Here is a 13,709-nt window from a genome sequence, read left to right on the forward strand (position 1 = left end):
ACGCGGGCGACCGTTCCGGAGGGCACGCGGGCGACCGTTCCGGGGGGCACGCCGGGGGGCGGGCGGAGGGCCGCGGGGCCCGGTCCGCGCCTGGGCGCGTACGTCACCGTCCTGCCGCCGCATCCGCCCGATGCGGCGGCGTTCGCCCGCGACTGGGACCGCCTGCTGTCCGCCGGGGCGGACGAGCTCCACCTCTACCACGCCGGGTTCGCCTCCGCGCCCCGCCTGGCCGCCGCCGCCGACGCGCTGGCCGCGCTCCGGTCCATGTGAGCGCCCGGCCTTGAGGGAGGGCCGGACCGCGGACGACGACTTCGGACGCGGCCCGCGAACTCGCCGGCGCCGCCGGTGGACGGCCCCGGATACCGGGTGGTTCCGCAACAGCATGTCCACCCGGTTTCTGGAAGGCCCAAATACCGCTCTGGCCACATGTGGCCAAAAGGGAACGGTAGCGGGAATTGACGTTGACTCCGATCCGGTCGCCGCGCAGATTTCCCACATTCCTGTTTTTCAGGGGACGGCGGAGGTCTTAATGAAACGTGCGAGACTGGCCATTCTCGCCACCGGGTTCCTGCTGTTATCAATGGTGGTGGCCCCGACCGCGGCGGCGGTGCCGGAGCCGCCGGCGGGCGGGGACGGGATACACGTCTACGCCGGAGAACTCACCTCGCAGCAACTGGACAAATTACTGAAATCCGGTGTCGACCGGGAGGAACTGCGGATCACCAAGTCCGCCGACGGGAAGAAAGTCACCGTCCAGGCGATTCTGGGCGCCGTCCAGGCGGAGCAGCTTCGCAAGAGCGGCGTCGACCTGACGGCGCAGAAGGCCGCAGCGAGGAAGAACGCCGCCAAGGGCGACGGCGTCTTCAAGCCGTACAGCGGCGCCGGCGGCATCCGCGAGCAGATCGTCACCGCGGCGAACGCCAAGCCCGGCATCGCGAAGGTCGTCGACTTCGGCACCTCGCTCAAGGGACAGCCCATCACCGCGATCAAGGTCACCAAGAACGCGCGGCAGCTCAGGGACGGCACACGCAAGGCCGTGCTCTACGCCTCCGCCCAGCACGCCCGTGAGTGGATCACGCCGGAGATGACCCGCAGGCTCCTGCTCCACTTCCTCAACGGCTACGGCACCGACCCCGAGATCACCCAGCTGGTCGACACCACCGAGCTGTGGTTCGTCCCGGTGGCCAACCCCGACGGCTACGACCACACCTTCACCGAGGGCAACCGGCTCTGGCGCAAGAACCTGCGCGACAACAACGGCGACGGGCAGATCACCACGGCCGACGGCGTCGACCTCAACCGTAACTTCGCCTACAAGTGGGGCTACGACAACGAGGGCTCCTCGGAGAACCCGGCCAGCCAGACCTACCGCGGCGCGAGCCCGCAGTCGGAGCCGGAGACCAGGGCCATGGACGACCTCACCAAGAGGGTCCGGTTCACCTACCTGCTCAACTACCACTCGGCCGCCCAGCTGCTGCTGTACGGCATCGGCTGGCAGCAGGCCACGCCCTCCCCCGATGACCTGATCTTCGAGGCGCTGCTGGGGGACGACGCGACACCCGCCGTCCCGGGGTACGACCCCGACCTCGGCGCCGAGCTCTACACCACCAACGGTGAGACCGACGGCCACATGAGCAACAAGCGGCACATCCTGGCGATCACGCCGGAGATGACCACCTGTGAGGTCGCGGTGGAGAGCGTCCCGGACGACGAGTGGACGCTGGCCGACTGCGAGGGCGGCCTCGGCTTCACCTTCCCCGACAGCGAGGTGCTGATCCAGGCCGAGTTCGCCAAGAACATCCCACTCGCGGTCGCCACCGCCAAGTCCGCCAAGACCCCCGACCGGCCGGTCTCCCCGGTCGGCCGGACCGTCCCCGATTTCAAACCCGACAGCTTCTCCGTCTCGTACGGCGACCCGCAGCCGGTGGCCGTCATCGCCCGGCGGTCCCTGACGACCAAGCAAATGCGCTTCCGTATCAACGGGGGCCCGGTGCGGCTCCGCGCGCTCACCGAGTGGAACGGCGGCGAGAGGTACGGCGACGAGAACGACGACTACTTCGCCGAGTACCGCGCCAAGGTCGAGGGCGCCAAGCCCGGGGACAAGGTCGAGGTGTGGTTCACCGGTTTCAAGGCCGGCACCGGGACCGTGGAGAGCGAGCGCTTCACGTACACGCTGGAGAAGAAGTCCAAGGCCAAGGTGCTCGTCCTGGCCAACGAGGACTACACGGGCTTCAACCCGGACTACCCGTCGTCGGTGACGGCGCCGAAGTACGCCGCGCAGTACGCGCAGGCCCTGCAGACCGCCGGCTACGCCTCCGAGACGTGGGACGTCGACGCCCAGGGCGTGCCGCACCACCTCGGCGTGCTCGGCCACTTCAAGGCCGTGGCGTGGTACCTCGGCGACGACCGGCTCGCGATGGACGCGCAGGACGTGGCGACCCAGACCCCGCTCGGCCCGCTCCCGGACCTGGACGTCAAGCGGTCGCAGCAGGACCTGACCGTCTCCGTCCGCGACTACCTCAACGAGGGCGGCAAGCTGCTGTACACCGGGGAGACCACCGGATACTTCGGCCTCCTCGGCACCTCGCTCGGCGGCATCTACTACGGCCTGGACGGCGCGCCGGACGCCGACTGCGTCGTCACCACCCAGGACGGCTTCTTCGAGGAGTGCCTGATCCTGGCCGACGACTTCGCCCAGTACTACCTGGGCGTCAACGGCCGCAACCCGCGCAGCGGGCCGACCGGGTTCACCGGCACCGGGGACGGGCTGACCGGCACGAGCGGCACCTTCGGCGGCCCCGCGGTCGCCGACAACCCGCTGGACGAGGCGGGCAGCCTGCAGGTGACCAGCGACACGCTGCCGCCGGACAGGTTCCCGCAGTTCAAGAGCGAGGCGTCGGCCGAGTACGTCGGGGCGACCGGGCCGTTCGACCCGGTCGAGGGCGAGTGGTACGTCGCCGGCCCGCACACCGACGACGCCTACATGCGGCTGACGCGGACGATCGACCTGTCGTCGGTCACCGCGGCGCAGCAGCCCAAGCTCGGGTTCCAGCTCTCGTTCAACACCGAGGACGGGTACGACAACGTCATCGTCGAGGCGCACACGGCCGGCCAGGACGACTGGACGACGCTGCCCGACCTGAACGGCGGGACCTCGACCGCGGTCCCGGCCGACTGCACGGCCGGGTACCTGCTGGACGAGCACCCGTGGCTGCTGCGTTACCTGACGCCGGGCAACCCGTGCACGGCGACCGGGACCAGCGGCTCGTGGAACGCCTTCACCGGCAGCTCGAACGGGTGGCGGCAGGTGGCCTTCGACCTGTCCGCGTACGCGGGCAAGCAGGTCGAGGTGTCGATCAGCTACGTGACCGACCCCGCCACCGGCGGCGTCGGCGCGTTCGTGGACGACACGAAGGTCACCACCACCGCCGGTGAGCTGACCGCCGAGGGGTTCGAGTCCGGTCTCGGCGCCTGGTCGACCCCGGGGCCGCCGCCGGGCAGCCCGACGGGCTCCGGTGACTTCGCCAGGGCGCAGGCCGACAAGACGGCGGCCGTCTCGACGAAGGACAGCGTGTTCCTGGGCTTCGGCCTGGAGCAGGTGGCCGACCCGGCCCAGCGGGCCGCGACCATCAAGAAGATCATGAAGCATCTGATCGGCTGACCCGGACCGGGCTCTCTCCGTGAGGCCGGGCGCCGTCCCCGCGGCGCCCGGCCTTCGGCGTTCCCGGCCGCGCATTGACCTCAATCATGGTTGAGGTTGCAGGCTGGTCGCTGACGTACGCGGCTCAGGCGTACACGACCGGAGGGGGATCCTGTGAAGGCGGCTGCTTTTCACGAGTTCGGCGGGCCCGAGGTGCTGCGGGTGACCGAGATCGCGACGCCGGAGGCGGGCGAGGGTCAGGTGCGCGTACGGGTCAGGGCGGCCGGCGTGCAGCCGTTCGACGTGGCCGTACGCCGGGGGTGGACCCCGGCGGGGGTGACCGGCGACCTGCCCCGGGTGCCCGGCAACGAGTTCGCCGGGGTCGTCGACCAGGTGGGGGCGGGGGTGACCGGCATCTCACCGGGGGCGGAGGTGCTGGGCTTCACCCTGCTGAACGCCTACGCCGAGTATGTGGTCGTCCCCGCGGAGAACGTCACGCCCAAGCCGGCCGCCATGCCGTGGGAGGTGGCCGGCGGCTTCACCGCCGGGACCCAGACCGCGCACATCGCGCTGCGCCAGCTTGAGGTGGGGGAGGGGGACACGGTCCTGGTCCACGCCGCCGCGGGCGGGGTCGGCACCGCGGCGGTCCAGCTCGCCCGGCTCTGGGGGGCCACGGTCATCGGCACCGCCCGCGAGGAGAACCACGACTACCTGCGCTCCCTCGGCGCGATCCCCGTCGCCTACGGCGAGGGCCTGCTGGAGCGGGTGCGCGCCCTGGCCCCCGGCGGGGTGGACAAGGTCCTCGACGGCGCCGGCGGCGAGGCGCTCGACGTCTCGCTCCGGCTGGTGAAGCCCGAGCGCGTCATCACCCTCGTCGAGCACGGCAAGGCCGCGGAGCTGGGCGTCCAGCTGACCCGCGGGGTCCGCCTGGCCTCCCGCCTGGCCGAGCTCGCCGCGCTCCACGCCGAGGGCCGGCTCGTCTTCCCGGTCCGCAGGACCTACCCGCTCCGGCGGGCCGCGGACGCCCACCGGGAGGTCGAGGGCAGGCACGGCCGCGGCAAGGTCGTGATCACGATCGACTGAATCGGTCCGGGGGCTGGCCTCGGGGCTCAAATGTTTAGTAAGGTTTCTTGTTAATAACGTGCTATCCGTCGGCCGTTGGACATGTCATGCCTCCCTTTCCCCCTAAGGAGGAGTCCACGTGCGTATGGGACACAGGGCGGCCGCCGTCGGCGCCGCCGCGATCACCGCGGGTTCGGTGCTGGCGTTGCTGCCGTCCGCCCCGGCCGTCGCCCACGGCTCCATGTCGAACCCGCCCAGCAGGGCCTACGTCTGCAAGAACGAGGGCCCGGAGACCCCGAAGTCCGAGGCGTGCAAGGCGGCGATCGCGGCCGGCGGCACCCAGGCCTTCTACGACTGGCACGAGGTGTCGCGGCTGGAGGCCGGCGGCAACCACCGAGCGATCATCCCGGACGGCCAGCTGTGCGGTGCCGGGCGCGACAAGTATCGCGGGCTCAACCTCGCCCGGACCGACTGGCCCGCGACCAGGGTCTCCCCGGGTGCTCTGACGATCACCTACCACGCGACCGCTCCGCACTCGAACAGCAACTTCGAGTTCTACATCACCCGGGCGGGCTACGACCCGACCCAGCCGCTGCGCTGGTCGGACCTGGTGCACATCCAGACCTTCACCAACCAGAACCCCACCACCTTCACCAACTGGACGATCAACCTCCCGCAGCGCAGCGGGCGCCACATCCTCTACTCGATCTGGCAGCGCGTGGTGGGCAGCACCGAGGCCTTCTACACCTGCTCCGACGTGGACTTCGGCGGGGGCAACAACCCCGGCCCCACGTCCACGCCGACCTCGACCCCCACCTCGAGCCCCACGTCCACGCCGACCTCGACCCCGACCTCGCAGCCGGGCGGTACCTGGGCGCCGAACACCGCCTACCAGGCCGGTGCCGTGGTCACCTACGGCGGGGTGACCTACCGGTGCAGGCAGGCGCACACCTCCCTGCCGGGCTGGGAGCCGCCGAACGTCGCGGCGCTGTGGGAACCCGCCTGATCCGGCGAGACCCGGCCGGGACGGTCACCGCCGTCCCGGCCGGGACGGTCACCCGTCCGAGGAGGTGGCGATGAGGCGCACGGTTCCGGCGGCACTCCTGGGTGTCCTCCTGCTCTCCGGCTGCGGCGCCCACAGCATCCATGACCTGCGCGGCGGCTCCGGCGGCGCGGGCCACGGCGCGCACGGCGGCGCGGCCCACGGCGGCGCGGGTCACGGCGCGCACGGTGACGCGGGCCCCGGCGGCTCCGGCCCCGCGACGCCGGGCGTCTCGCCCGGCCCGGCGGTGGGGACCGCCGCGGGGGTCGCCTTCAACGCGGCCGACGTGATGTTCCTGCAGATGATGGTCCCCTACAACCGACAGGGAGCGGAACTGGTGCGCCTGGCCCGGGACCGGCCGGTCCGCCCGGAGGTCCGGGAGCTGGCCGAGGCCATCGGGGTGACGCAGGAGCGCGAGGCGGACTCGATGGCCGGCCTGCTGGTCGCGTGGGATCAGCCCGCGACCGCCGAGGACGACGAGCACGCCGCCCACGGCGGGATGCCGGACATCAGCGAGAAGGAGGTGGACGCGCTCATCGGCGCCCCGGCGGCCGAGTTCGAGAGGAGGTTTCTCAACATGCTGATCGCTCAGCAGGACGACGCCGCCCAGATGGCCAGGGCCGAGGTGCTGACCGGGCTGAATCCGCAGGTCAAGGGGATGGCGCGGCGGGTTGACGCCTCGCGTACGGCGCAGATCGCGCAGATGCTCGCCCTGCTCGGCCAGGAGTGATTTGTTCGCTGACTCCTTCTATGAGATATTTCCTACCAAATATTGGGGAAATAGGGGAGAGTCATGCGCAAGTTGCTCGGGGCCGTCGCCGGACTGATCCTGGCCGGGACCCTTGCCGCGTGCGGCGGGTCGTCGACCGACACGGCCCAGCCCGGCTCGGCGACGCCACAGGCCGACGCCCCGCTCAAGGTCGGGGTGAACCCCGTGCCGCACGGCGAGGTGCTCAAGTACGTCAAGGACAACCTGGCGGCCAAGGCCGGGCTGAACCTGGAGATCGTCGAGTTCACCGACTACGTCCAGCCCAACACCCAGCTCGACGAGGGCAACCTGGACGCGAACTACTTCCAGCACGTCCCGTACCTGGAGGAGTTCTCCAAGGGCAAGGGCATCACGCTCAGCTGGGTCGCCCCCGTCCACATCGAGCCGCTGGGCCTCTACTCCAAGAAGATCAAGAGCGTCGGCGAGCTGGCCAAGGGCGCCCAGGTGGCCCTGCCCAACGACGTCAGCAACCTCGGCCGCGCGCTCAAGCTCCTCGCCGACAACGGCGTGATCACCCTCAAGGAGGGCGTCGGCGTCAAGGCGACCGAGCGTGACGTCGCGAGCAACCCCAAGGAACTGCAGTTCAAGCCGTTGGAGGCGGCCCAGCTGCCCCGCTCCCTGGAGGACGTCGACGCCGCGATCGTCAACGGCAACTACGCCCTGGAGTCGGGCCTGCAGCCCGCGACCGACTCCCTGCTCCTGGAGAAGGGCGAGAACAACCCGTACGCCAACGGCCTGGTCACGGTGCCCGCGAAGGTCGCCGACCCGCGCGTCAAGAAGCTCGCCGAGATCCTCCAGGGCGCCGAGGTCAAGAAGTTCATCGAGGACAAGTACAAGGGCGCGGTCCTGCCCGCCCAGTGACCCGCGGCCCCGGCGGGAGGAACCCCCTCCCGCCGGGTGCCTGCCCGCCGGGGCCGTTCCGGCCGCCGAGACGCCCGTACGGGCCGCCCCGCGAGCCGGCTACCGCTCGCCGAGGGACGAGAGCACCGCGGCGGCCACCTCCTCGGGAAGCATCGACGACACGTCGAACGTCAGATCCGCCACCTCCGCGAACAGCGGCCCCCTGCGCGTCCGCTGCCTGGTCAGCATCGCCTCCAGGTCCGGTTCGAAGTGCGGCCGGTGCGCGCCGGAGCGCATCCGCTCGGCCAGCACCGCCGGGGGCGCGTCCAGCCACACCACCAGCGCCGAGCCCAGCGCGGCACGGCTCGCCGGATCCTCCACCACGCTCGCCGCCGCCGCGACCACCACCGGCGGGCGCTCGGCCAGGGACTCCCGCAGGTGCAGCGCCTCACGCGCGTGGAGCACCTCGGCGCCCTCGCTCGCGGCGGTCTCCGCCGCCGTCGCGCCGCCGTACCGCGCCGCGATGTCGGGATCGCTGTCGCGGAGGTCGCGGCCGAGCTCCTTCGCCAGCACCCGCGCCACGGATGTCTTTCCCGAGCCCATCAGACCCGTGACGACGATCGGACGGTCATACTTCACTGCTGCCTCCGGTGGACGACGTTTGAGATCCGTGTGGGGGATAGGGGTGATGCGTTGGCTCAAAGGAGGAGATCCCATGACCATCGCAGGCGGCATCATTCTCATCATGCTCGGCGCCATCCTCACGTGGGCGGTCGAGTTCGACATCGCCGGGTTCGACATCAACATCGTCGGTGTCATCCTGATGCTCGGCGGCCTCGCGTGGCTCCTGTTCGCGATCTACCGTCTCAGCATCGCCCGGCGGGCCGTGGAGCCCACCACCGTCATCGAGGACCCGGTGACCCACCGCCGCGTCTACGAGGAGCGTCACTACAACGATCCGCCGGTGGTGTGACGGGTGAGGAAACGCCGGTCCGTTAGGGCCCGGCCGTGACGGGTAGGCGTGGCCCTCTCGGTGAATGCGAACGGAGGACGGACGTTGAGCAGGGTCGTATCCCGCGGTGCGAGTGCCGTGAGTGGAATGATCGGTGGCGCGATCGCCGGAGCCATCTTCAAGCAGGTCTGGAAGTTCGCGTCGGGCAAGGACGACGCGCCGCAGGCGACGTCGGACGAGTACGGATGGGGCGAGATCCTGGTCGCGTCGGCCATCCAGGGTGCGATCTTCGGCGTGGTCAAGGCCGCGATCGACCGTTCCGCGGCACGCAGCATCCACAGAGCCACCGGCAAGTGATCTCAAGACTCGAGGACCCCGGCCCCGCACGGGACCGGGGTCTTTCGCCGTCCGGCGGGAGCGTGGCACTCGCGGCCGGCCGGTGCCGCGATCAGGCGGCGCCCGCGCGCGGCCGGCCGCCGCGCGTCCGTCGCGGCCGCCCGCGGGAGGACAGCACATCCGTGTAGACGGCGAGGGTCTCGGCGGCGACCCTGTCCCAGCCGTAACGGGACCGCGCCCGGTCCGCGGCGGCGGCACCGTACGCCGCCAGCAGCGGCGGGTCCGCGAGCAGGCGCCGCAGCGCGTGGCCGAGCAGGTACGGCTCGCGCGGCGGGACCAGCAGGCCGGTGACGCCCGGCACCACCGTGTCCAGGTGCCCGCCCACCGCCGAGGCGACCACCGGAACACCGCAGGCCATGGCCTCCAACGGCACGATGCCGAACGGCTCGTACCACGGCACGCTCACGACCACGCTCGCCGCGCGCATCAGGGCGGGGACGGACTCGCGGCCCACCCGGCCGAGGAAGCGGACGCGGCCCGCCACCCCGTACCGTCCGGCGATCCGCGAGAGCCGGTTCACCTCCGGGTCGCCGGGTTCGCCGCCGGCGACGGCCAGGGTCGCGTCCGGGACGTGGCGCAGTGACCGGATCGTGGTCTCCACGCCCTTGCGCGGCACCGGGCGGCCGATGGCCAGGAGCACGGGCCCCGGCCCCAGGTCCATCCGCGGGCCCGCGGGGGTGAAGGCACGCACGTCCACCCCGCACGGGACGACCGCCGTGCGGTTGCGGGAGACGCGCATCCGGTCCAGCTCGGCCACCTCGTCGGCGCAGGTCGCGATGATCGCGTCCATGTGGCGGGCGACGAGCGTCTCGACCTCGATGCGCTCGCGCGGGCTGGTGTCGGCCTCGCCCTGGTGGCGGCGTTTGACCGTACCCAGGGCGTGGAAGGTGTGCACGACGGGCACCGCGGTGTCCCGGGCGGCGGCCAGGGCGGCCAGCCCGCTCATCCAGAAGTGGCTGTGCACGATGTCGGGCGGCGCGACGGTCCAGCGCGCGGCCAGCCACCGGCTGAAGTCCGGCATCCAGGGGAGCAGGTCGTCCTTCGGCAGCACCATGGCGGGTCCGGCCGGGACGTGCACCACGGTCACACCGGGGGCGAAGACGACCCTCTGCTGCTGGAAGGGGGATTCCCTGCGGGTGTAGACGGTCACCTCGTGCCCCTGCGCGGCGAGCGCGCGGGACAGCGCGGCGACGTGGACGTTCTGGCCTCCGGCGTCGGCTCCGCCGACGACTGCGAGGGGACTGGCGTGCTCGGACACCATTGCGATCTTCATAGGCACGGCTCCGCCGACTCTGCGAAAGAGAACGTGCCTGCGTCCTAGGCATCCACCCGGTTTGTGTTCCCCCTGGAAGCTTTTTAAACGCGTTTGGCCCCGGACATCCCGGGAAGGCGATCTGTTTTGAGTGGAAGGAGTTCGACGATGGAGGCTCCGCAGTACATAGCGGCGCGCGTGCAGAGCGCGCTCGCCGAGGACGACAGAACCACGGAACTCGGCATCCGGGCGGACGTCCGGGGTGACCAGCTCTACCTGCGCGGCCAGGTCAACTGCGCCGAACGCCGCGACCTGATCGCCGAGGTGGCCCACGAGGCGGCTCCCGGGCTGGTGATCCACAACGAGATCGACGTCGTGGACGTCCGCGAGCCGGTGGGAGAGGAGAGGCTGTGAGAGAGCTGCGGATCGCAGCGGTCGGAGACGTGCACCTGGACGAGAGCCTCAGGGGCAGCTATCGCGAACGGCTCCGCGGCATCCAGGAGCGGGCCGACGTCCTGCTGCTCGCCGGAGACCTGACCAGGCACGGGACTCTGGAGGAGGCGAAGGTGGTGGCGGACGAGTTCCGCGACCTGCCGATTCCGGTGGTCGCCGTGCTCGGCAACCACGACCACCACTCCGACAGACCGGGGGAGATCGCCGCCCTGCTGCGCGACGCCGGGATCCAGGTCCTGCACGACGACGCGACCGTGCTGGAGATCGACGGCGTGCGGCTCGGCGTGGTCGGCGGCAAGGGTTTCGGGGGCGGGTACGCCGGCAAGTGCGCCAGCGACTTCGGCGAGCGGGAGATCAAAGCCTTCGTGGGCCACACCAAACGCATCGCGGAACGCTGGCGGGTGGCGCTGAAGGAACTCGAGGCCGACCGGAGGGTGGTGCTGTCCCACTACTCCCCGGTCAAGGACACCCTGCACGGGGAGCCGCTGGAGATCTACCCCTTCCTCGGCAGCTACCTGCTGGCCGAGGCGGCCGATGCCGAGGGCGCCGACCTGTTCATCCACGGGCACGCGCACGCCGGCACCGAGAAGGGCGTGACCCCGGGCGGCATCCGGGTGCGCAACGTGGCGCTTCCGGTGCTGGGCCGGGCGTACGGGGTGTACTGCCTCTGAGGAGGGCACCCGCGGAGGGCGCGGCGGGGTGCGGCGCCAGCGGAGGGCGCGGCGGGTGTGGCGCCCGCGGTCTCCCTCCCGCCGGTGGCGTTCCGGCGTTTCGGTGTCTCCGTGTTTCTCGTGTTTCCGGTGTTTCCTGGGCCGTTCGGGAGCCGCCCGGGAAAGGGGGCCGGAGCCCGCGAGGAAAGGCCACGGGAGCCCCGGGGGGAAACCGGGCCGGGGGGAAACCGGAGTCCGGGAAGAAACCGGCGAGGGATAAACCGAAAGCCGGCGGGGATCGACGGCGAACCGGGGGACAAGAAGAAGCGGGCCGGGAGTCCCGGCCCGCGAGGCTTCTGTTTGTGGAATTCGGGGCGACGTGGGGTTCCGCGGCGGGCGCCGGCCCCCGCGGAACGGTGTCGCGGGCGCCGGGCCCGCGGCGGACGGGGCCTCGGGCACCTGGCCCGGACCGGATGACGTGCGAGGACGCTGAGCGCGCGAGGTACCGGGCGCGGACTCCGGGTCCGCGTCGGATCGCCCGAGCGTGGCGCTCGCACCGGACGGCGGTGTGCGGGCGGCGAACCCGCATCAGACGTTGAAGATGCTCACACCCCCGGGACCGACGAGGAATCCGAGGACGATGAGGACGATCCCCCAGAGGAGGTCGCGACGGGCCAGGATGACGTAGATCCCGGCGACGACGAGAACCACTGCGATGATCCAGAGCAAAGTAGCCATAAGCGGCAACTGCCCTCACATTTCGCTACTTAACATCCCCTCCTTCCTTTGTCCGGTACAGATCGATAATCGGCTGGATAAACCAGAGCCAGGCGCTGGCCAGTGCCACCGCCCCGCCGAACACCGCGGCCGGCCACGCGTTGATGACCGTCTCCGCGACGAGCGCGACCGAGCTGGTCATCGAGATCGCGAGCCCCAGCGCCCCCGCGACGCCGATCTCGTTGGCGCGGTGCAGCATCCTCTCCTTCAGGCCGGTCCGGAACAGCAGGCGGTGCTGGGCGGCGGGGGTGATGAAGCAGACGGAGGCCATGGCGGCGCTCAGCAAGGCGATGAAGAACAGCCAGCGCCCCAGGGTGTCGACCTTGGTGAAGCCCGGGGCGAACGGCACCGTCAACAGGAAGGCGAACAGCACCTGCACCCCGGTGACCGCCACCCTTAACCCCTGGAGCAGCTCGCTGAGCTCACGGTCCACGCGCTCCTTGTGGCTCTCTCCAGGCTCCGCTTTTTCCTTTTGTATAGGTTCGGGCTGAATCATGAGCACCGCTTACCCCGGTGTGCGTTTGCTATGCCTACCTGGGGGTCCGTGGGGTAGGCGTCTGTTTATGGGAAGCCACAGTCATGAGGTCACTGACGCGATCCTGGAAACGTTGAAGCGGGCGAGCACCGCTTTGAAGGACGCAGACGTCAGGTTCGCACTCGCCGGGGGCTGCGCCGCGTACGCGCGCGGGGCCGCGCCCTCGCTGCACGACGTGGACTTCGTCCTCCCGCAGGAGGATGTGCCGCTCGCGCTTGAAGCGCTGGACAAGCTGGGGTTCACGACCGCCAAGCCTCCGGAGGACTGGCTGGTCAAGGCCTTCGACGAGGGGCGGCTGGTTGATCTGATCTTCCGGATATGCGACCGCCCGGTCACCCCGGAACTGCTGAAACGCGCTGAGCCGTTGAAGGCCTCGGCGGTGATCCTCCCCGTCCTTGAGGCCACCGACCTGGTCATCTCGTGGCTGATGCCGCTCTCGGAGCACAGTTGCGACTACAGCGGGCTGCTCCCCCAGGTCCGGGCCATGCGCGAGCAGGTCGACTGGAACCGGGTCGCCGCCGTCGTCCAGGACTCCCCCTACGCCTCGACCTTTCTCATCCTCCTGGAGCGCCTCGGCGTCGTCCCCGGCCCGCTCGACACCTCGGGTGACCCGTCCTGGCCCTGAGCCGGGGCGGCCCCGGCCGCGGAAACACCGGAGGGCCCCGCCGAGCGGCGGGGCCCTCCGTGTTCCACCGTGTCAGGTCAGGCCGTGTCAGTACGTGCCCGGCCCCCCGCCGAAGGGGAAGCGGCCGTAGTACTCGCCGATCCGGTCGCGGTAGGCGGGCTCCTTGAAGGTCGCCTCGTCGAACTCCGGAGCGTCCTTGATCTCCTGCTTGGTGCGCGCGACGTAGATCTTCTTCTCCTGGGGGTCGATCTGCGTCACGGTGCTCGCAGGCAGGAGGACCTTCTTCCCGAAGATCCACGGCCCGGTGTCGACGACGATGTAGCTCTCCCCGACCTCGTACGTGGCCTCGTCGACGCTACCGATCTTTCCGTCGGTGGCCTCCACGTGGTAACCGGCCAGGTCGAGCGTCTTGTCGTCGCCGTACACGTCGGCACGGTAGTTCCAGAGGTCAGGCTGCATGGTGAACAACTCCCTTTGGCGTGATTCTCTGGTCACCACGCCCACTACCCGGGAGAACGGCGCTAAACGGCTCCACCGACGTTCCGGTCATCACATGTCGGTGATGTACGGACCATGTCGCCGGGTCCGGTAGTCTTGTCCAGGTCAAGCGCCGCTAGCTCAGTTGGTCAGAGCAGCTGACTCTTAATCAGCGGGTCCGGGGTTCGAGTCCCTGGCGGCGCACACCGCATCCGACCGGCGCGTCCGTGACTCCGATC

At 70.6% G+C, this 13,709-nt stretch carries 15 protein-coding genes, 1 tRNA gene and 1 pseudogene; 12 read left to right on the top strand and 5 right to left on the bottom strand.

The window, feature by feature from the left end:
- The 6 genes and pseudogenes from ABD841_RS33280 to ABD841_RS33305 all read left to right on the top strand — a co-directional run.
- A pseudogene (locus ABD841_RS33280) lies at positions 1-270 on the top strand (hypothetical protein); the annotation flags it as partial.
- Between the two features lie 259 nt (positions 271-529).
- Complete coding sequence (locus ABD841_RS33285) at positions 530-3,661, top strand: M14 family metallopeptidase (protein ID WP_344980093.1); 3,132 nt, start codon at positions 530-532, stop codon at positions 3,659-3,661.
- A 153-nt stretch (positions 3,662-3,814) separates the two neighbouring features.
- Positions 3,815-4,723: an NADP-dependent oxidoreductase gene (locus tag ABD841_RS33290; RefSeq protein ID WP_344980095.1), complete on the top strand. Its 909-nt coding sequence runs from the start codon at positions 3,815-3,817 to the stop codon at positions 4,721-4,723.
- Positions 4,724-4,847: 124 nt separating this feature from the next.
- Complete coding sequence (locus ABD841_RS33295; RefSeq protein ID WP_344980124.1) at positions 4,848-5,708, top strand: lytic polysaccharide monooxygenase auxiliary activity family 9 protein; 861 nt, start codon at positions 4,848-4,850, stop codon at positions 5,706-5,708.
- 70 nt (positions 5,709-5,778) lie between these two features.
- Complete coding sequence (locus tag ABD841_RS33300; protein ID WP_344980097.1) at positions 5,779-6,474, top strand: DUF305 domain-containing protein; 696 nt, start codon at positions 5,779-5,781, stop codon at positions 6,472-6,474.
- 63 nt (positions 6,475-6,537) lie between these two features.
- Complete coding sequence (locus ABD841_RS33305; RefSeq protein WP_344980099.1) at positions 6,538-7,374, top strand: MetQ/NlpA family ABC transporter substrate-binding protein; 837 nt, start codon at positions 6,538-6,540, stop codon at positions 7,372-7,374.
- A 99-nt stretch (positions 7,375-7,473) separates the two neighbouring features.
- Here the strand turns inward: ABD841_RS33305 and ABD841_RS33310 are convergent, their stop codons facing one another.
- Positions 7,474-7,992, bottom strand: coding sequence for a shikimate kinase (locus tag ABD841_RS33310; RefSeq protein WP_344980101.1), 519 nt, complete (start codon positions 7,990-7,992; stop codon positions 7,474-7,476).
- Positions 7,993-8,068: 76 nt separating this feature from the next.
- Between ABD841_RS33310 and ABD841_RS33315 the strand changes: the two genes are divergently transcribed.
- Together ABD841_RS33315 and ABD841_RS33320 are read left to right on the top strand one after the other, a co-directional pair.
- Positions 8,069-8,326 (top strand): DUF6458 family protein, encoded by a 258-nt coding sequence (locus tag ABD841_RS33315; protein WP_344980103.1) that lies wholly within the window; start codon positions 8,069-8,071, stop codon positions 8,324-8,326.
- Positions 8,327-8,443: 117 nt separating this feature from the next.
- Positions 8,444-8,662, top strand: coding sequence for a DUF4235 domain-containing protein (locus tag ABD841_RS33320; protein WP_344980105.1), 219 nt, complete (start codon positions 8,444-8,446; stop codon positions 8,660-8,662).
- Between the two features lie 91 nt (positions 8,663-8,753).
- Here ABD841_RS33320 and ABD841_RS33325 read toward each other — a convergent pair whose 3' ends face one another.
- Positions 8,754-9,974, bottom strand: a complete 1,221-nt coding sequence (locus tag ABD841_RS33325; protein ID WP_344980107.1) for a glycosyltransferase — start codon at positions 9,972-9,974, stop codon at positions 8,754-8,756.
- A 147-nt stretch (positions 9,975-10,121) separates the two neighbouring features.
- Between ABD841_RS33325 and ABD841_RS33330 the strand changes: the two genes are divergently transcribed.
- Complete coding sequence (locus ABD841_RS33330) at positions 10,122-10,367, top strand: BON domain-containing protein (RefSeq protein WP_344980109.1); 246 nt, start codon at positions 10,122-10,124, stop codon at positions 10,365-10,367.
- On the top strand, positions 10,364-11,077 hold the full coding sequence (locus tag ABD841_RS33335) for a metallophosphoesterase family protein (protein ID WP_344980111.1): 714 nt from the start codon (positions 10,364-10,366) through the stop codon (positions 11,075-11,077). The genes ABD841_RS33330 and ABD841_RS33335 overlap by 4 nt, the downstream gene beginning before the upstream one ends.
- Before the next feature lie 567 nt (positions 11,078-11,644).
- Here ABD841_RS33335 and ABD841_RS33340 read toward each other — a convergent pair.
- Positions 11,645-11,794: a GPGG-motif small membrane protein gene (locus ABD841_RS33340; RefSeq protein ID WP_012894286.1), complete on the bottom strand. Its 150-nt coding sequence runs from the start codon at positions 11,792-11,794 to the stop codon at positions 11,645-11,647.
- A gap of 25 nt (positions 11,795-11,819) precedes the next feature.
- Complete coding sequence (locus ABD841_RS33345) at positions 11,820-12,329, bottom strand: DUF6328 family protein (RefSeq protein WP_344980118.1); 510 nt, start codon at positions 12,327-12,329, stop codon at positions 11,820-11,822.
- Positions 12,330-12,396: 67 nt separating this feature from the next.
- On the opposite strand from ABD841_RS33345, the gene ABD841_RS33350 reads away from it, so the two are divergent.
- Entirely contained in the window at positions 12,397-12,993 is a 597-nt protein-coding gene (locus tag ABD841_RS33350; protein WP_344980120.1) for a nucleotidyltransferase family protein, read from the top strand.
- A gap of 87 nt (positions 12,994-13,080) precedes the next feature.
- On the opposite strand, the gene ABD841_RS33355 is transcribed toward ABD841_RS33350, so the two are convergent.
- Positions 13,081-13,452 (bottom strand): PRC-barrel domain containing protein, encoded by a 372-nt coding sequence (locus tag ABD841_RS33355; RefSeq protein WP_344980122.1) that lies wholly within the window; start codon positions 13,450-13,452, stop codon positions 13,081-13,083.
- Positions 13,453-13,600: 148 nt separating this feature from the next.
- On the opposite strand from ABD841_RS33355, the gene ABD841_RS33360 reads away from it, so the two are divergent.
- Positions 13,601-13,674, top strand: a tRNA-Lys gene (locus tag ABD841_RS33360).
- Positions 13,675-13,709 lie beyond the last annotated feature (35 nt).

It is taken from the genome of Streptosporangium fragile (genome assembly GCF_039534445.1).
Lineage (GTDB): Bacteria > Actinomycetota > Actinomycetes > Streptosporangiales > Streptosporangiaceae > Streptosporangium > Streptosporangium fragile.